The sequence below is a fragment of the Streptomyces sp. S6 genome, assembly GCF_054880855.1.
Genome location: NZ_JBTYMC010000449.1, coordinates 1 through 4,015 on the forward strand (window position 1 = coordinate 1; position 4,015 = coordinate 4,015).

Genomic DNA, 4,015 nt, shown 5'->3' on the forward strand with positions numbered 1-4,015 from the left:
ATAGCGTGAGGGAAACGCCCGGTTACATTCCGAACCCGGAAGCTAAGCCTCACAGCGCCGATGGTACTGCAGGGGGGACCCTGTGGGAGAGTAGGACGCCGCCGAACAATTTTTAGAAAAACCCCGTACTTAACGTGCGGGGTTTTTCGTTTTTGGGCCCCTCCGGGTAGGAGGGGCCTTTTCTGTTTCTATAGCCGACCCGCAGCCTTCAGCGCCAGATACGCATCCGCCAGCGCCGGCGCCAATTCGTCGGGCGTCGCGTCGACGACAGTCACCCCATGGCGCCGGAGCTGTTCCGCCGTGCGGTGGCGTTCAGTCTGGGCCTGAGCTGCCGCTGCTGCCTCGTAGACCGCGTCGACGTCGCCTCGGGCTGCCGCCATACGGGCGATGTGCGGGTCGGCGACGGAGGCGACGAGGACTGTGTGGCGCTGGGTGAGCTGTGGGAGGACGGGGAGGAGGCCCTCCTCGACGGGGGCGGTGTCGAGGGTCGTGAGGAGGACGACTAGGGCGCGTCGGGGTGTCGTACGGAGGATGGTCGAGGTGAGGGCGCGGGCGTCCGCCTCGACCAGTTCGGCTTCCAGTGTGGCCATGGCGTTGACCAGGGAGGGCAGGACGTCTCGGGCGGTTCGGCCCTGGACGAGGGCGCGGACGCGGCGGTCGTGGGCCAGGAGGTCGACGCGGTCGCCCGCGCGGGAGGCGAGGGCTGCCAGGAGGAGCGCCGCGTCCATGGCGGCGTCGAGGCGTGGGGCGTCGTCCACGCGGCCGGCGGAGGTGCGGCTGGTGTCGAGGACCAGGAGGATGTGGCGGTCGCGTTCGGGGCGCCAGGTGCGCAGGGCGACGGTGGTCTGGCGGGCGGTGGCACGCCAGTCGATGGAGCGGGTGTCGTCGCCGGGGACGTACTCGCGGAGGCTGTCGAACTCGGTGCCCTCTCCGCGCGTGAGGACGCTTGTGCGGCCGTCGAGCTCCCGGAGTCGGGCCAGTTTGGCGGGGAGGTGTTTGCGGCTGGTGAACGGGGGAAGCGCGCGGAGTGTCCAGGGGGCCTTGTGGGTGCCCTGGCGGGTGAAGAGGCCGAGGGGGCCGTACGAGCGGATGGTGACGCGGTCGGCCTGGTGGTCGCCGCGGCGGGTCGGTCGTAGGCGGGTTGTGACGCGGCGGCGTTCGCCGGTGGGGACCGTCACGGAGTGGCGGTCGGTTTCCGGGGAGGTGCTGGGCGGCCAGGCGTCGCGGAGGGTGGCTTTGAGGGGGCGTCGGGACGGGTTGGTGACCGTCAGGGTGACGTCCGCCGTTTCGCCGAGGCGGGCTGTCGTGTCGCCCGCGCGCGTGAGCGTCAGACGGCGTACGGGGGCCGCGAGGGCGAAGTCGCAGGCGCACGCGAGCGCCAGGGGGGTGTTGACGGCGAGGATGCCCGTCCAGCTGGGGTCCCAGAGGCCGACGGGGAGGGAGCCGAGGGCGGCGAGGAGGGCCGCGCGGCCGGTGAGCGCCATCAGCGGGGCACGGGGACGTGGGCGAGGACGGAGGTGATGACGGAGTCGGCCGTCACGCCCTCCATCTCGGCCTCGGGACGCAGTTGGACGCGGTGGCGGAGCGTCGGCAGGGCGAGCGCCTTCACGTCGTCCGGGATGACGTAGTCGCGGCCTGTGAGCCATGCCCACGCGCGGGAGGCCGCCAGCAGGGCGGTCGCCCCGCGCGGGGAGACGCCGAGGGTGAGGGACGGTGATTCGCGGGTGGCGCGGCAGATGTCGACGACGTACGCGGTGATCTCGGGGGAGACGGCGGTTTTCGCGACGGCCGCGCGGGCGGCTTCGAGGTCGGCGGCGGTCGCTACGGGGCGGATGCCGGCGGCGCGCAGGTCGCGGGGGTCGAAGCCGTCGGCGTGCCGGGTGAGGACGTCGATCTCGTCCTGCCGGGAGGGCAGGGGGATCGTCAGTTTGAGGAGGAAGCGGTCGAGTTGGGCCTCGGGGAGGGGGTAGGTGCCCTCGTACTCGACGGGGTTCTGGGTTGCGGCGACCAGGAACGGGTCGGGGAGGGGGCGCGGGGTGCCGTCGACGGTGACCTGGCGCTCCTCCATGGCCTCCAGGAGGGACGACTGGGTCTTCGGCGGGGTGCGGTTGATCTCGTCGGCCAGCAGGAGGTTGGTGAAGACCGGGCCGGGCTGGAAGGAGAACTCGGCGCTGCGGGTGTCGTAGACGAGGGAACCCGTCACGTCGCTCGGCATGAGGTCGGGGGTGAACTGGACGCGCTTGGTGTCCAGGTCGAGGGCGGCGGCGAGGGCGCGTACCAGGAGGGTCTTGGCGACGCCGGGGACGCCTTCGAGCAGGACGTGGCCCCGGCAGAGGAGGGCGACGACGACGCCTGTGACGGCGGGGTCCTGGCCGACCACGGCCTTGGCGATCTCGGCGCGCAGGGCCTCCAGGGAGGCGCGGGCGGCGCTCGGGTCGCCGGTGTTTCCGGCGTTGTCAGTGGTCGGGTCCATCATGGACGGCGTACCTCACTTTCGAGGGCGTCGAGTCGGTCGGCGAGGGCGGTCAGGGCCGTGTCGTCGCCTGGCGGGGGGCCGAAGAGGAGGGTGTGCAGGGTCTGTCCGTCGGTGTGGAGCCGGTCGGACAGGGCGGGGATCAGCGTCTCGGGCGTGTGGGCCCGGGAGGCGGGGAGGCCGAGGAGAGGGGCGAGGCGGATGCGGGTGGCGGAGCGCAGGGCGTCGGCGGCGCGGTCGCGGGCGTCGCCCTTGCGGTAGAGGCGGGCCCGGCCTTCGACGGTCTCGGAGGCCCGGACCGCGACGGGGAGCCGTTCGGGGACGAGCGGTCCGAACCGGCGGGCCCGCCACAGGGCGGCGAGCGCGGCGGCGAAGAAGAGTTGCAGGGTGCCCCAGAGCCAGCCGGAGGGGAGCAGGTCGAAAAGGCTCTTCTCCTCCTCGGGGCCCGCGGCGGTGGAGTCGGAGAGCGAGGGGAGGTACCAGACGAGATGCGGGCGGGAGCCGAGGAGTTGGAGGGCGAGGGAGGCGTTGCCCTGCTCGTCGAGGCGGTCGTTGAGGAGGATGTCGGGGGCGCCGAGGACGACGGTGTCGCCGTCCCCCGTCTCGGCCGGGACGCGCAGCAGGGTGGCCAGGCGGCGGCTCGGGTAGCACTCGTCGATGCCCTGGCGGGTGACGGTGTAGCGGTGGCCTCCGGTGTCGGCGGCGCCCGCGCGGCGGGCCTCGGGGAGGGCGCAGTCGGGGGCGAGGGTGGTGTCACGGCTGGTCGCCGGGTCGGCGACGACGCCCGGGGCGAGGGTCTGCACGGACCAGCCGCCGGGGGCGACGAGGACGGTACGGCCGTCGGAGCCGGCGGTCGCCGCGCGCAGGTCGCTCTGCTGGCGTTTGGTCAGCAGGTCGGGGACGGCGACCAGGAGGGTGGTGTCGGGGCCGGTCGCCGCGCGGGCGTCGTCCAGGGTGGTCACCACGCGCGTGGTGACGCCGCGGGCGGCGAGGAGTTCGGCGATCGCGCGGCTGCCGTAGGGGTCGGCGGAGCGTGGGTCGAGTTCGCCGTGGTGGGCGTCGGAGCGGAGTGCGGCGACGGTGACGCCCGCGATCAGCAGGACGGCGACGGCGAGGGCGACGCCCCGCGCGCGGGTCCACAGGTGGCGGGCCGTGGGGGAGGTCGAGGTGGTCATCCGGTGGCCCCCTGGTGGGCCGTCAGCCTGGGTTTCGCGCGGTCCAGGGTGTCGTCGAGGCCGGCGATGCGGCGGTACGTCCGCTCGTCCGAGTGGCGTCCGCCGTATGTGACGTCGTCGAAGTCGCGGGCGGCTGTGTGGAGTTGGTCGGCGTGGTCCGGGAGGGTGTGGCCGGCTTCGGCGGCTGCCTCGTCGGCGGTGCGGCCGGGGCGGGTGTCGAGGAGGGCGCGTTCCTCCAGGGCGCGGACGATGGCGCGCATCCGTTCCTGGACGGCCTCGTTCCAGTGGCCCTGGGCGGCGTGCTCCTCGGCGGCGGCGCGGTGGTCGGCGGCGCTGCGGGCGCGGTCGCCGAAGAGCGGGGCGGCGG

General features: G+C 73.7%; 4 protein-coding genes and 1 rRNA gene. 1 reads left to right on the forward strand and 4 read right to left on the reverse strand.

Annotated features, from left to right (window positions below):
* A 5S ribosomal RNA gene (rrf, locus tag ACVNF4_RS33315) occupies positions 1-107 on the forward strand; the annotation flags it as partial.
* An 81-nt stretch (positions 108-188) separates the two neighbouring features.
* On the opposite strand, the gene ACVNF4_RS33320 is transcribed toward rrf, so the two are convergent.
* The 4 genes from ACVNF4_RS33320 to ACVNF4_RS33335 all read right to left on the reverse strand — a co-directional run.
* Positions 189-1,484 carry a DUF58 domain-containing protein gene (locus ACVNF4_RS33320; protein ID WP_461806606.1) on the reverse strand — a complete coding sequence of 432 codons (1,296 nt, stop codon included), beginning with the start codon at positions 1,482-1,484 and terminating at the stop codon, positions 189-191.
* Positions 1,484-2,473 carry an AAA family ATPase gene (locus tag ACVNF4_RS33325; protein ID WP_461806607.1) on the reverse strand — a complete coding sequence of 330 codons (990 nt, stop codon included), beginning with the start codon at positions 2,471-2,473 and terminating at the stop codon, positions 1,484-1,486. The genes ACVNF4_RS33320 and ACVNF4_RS33325 overlap by 1 nt, the downstream gene beginning before the upstream one ends.
* A complete protein-coding gene (locus ACVNF4_RS33330) occupies positions 2,473-3,648 on the reverse strand; it encodes a DUF4350 domain-containing protein (protein WP_461806608.1) in 1,176 nt (391 codons plus the stop codon). Before ACVNF4_RS33330 ends, ACVNF4_RS33325 begins: the two co-directional genes overlap by 1 nt.
* Positions 3,645-4,015: DUF4129 domain-containing protein (locus tag ACVNF4_RS33335; RefSeq protein WP_461806609.1), on the reverse strand; the 371-nt coding region annotated here is incomplete at its 5' end. The genes ACVNF4_RS33335 and ACVNF4_RS33330, both read right to left, overlap by 4 nt.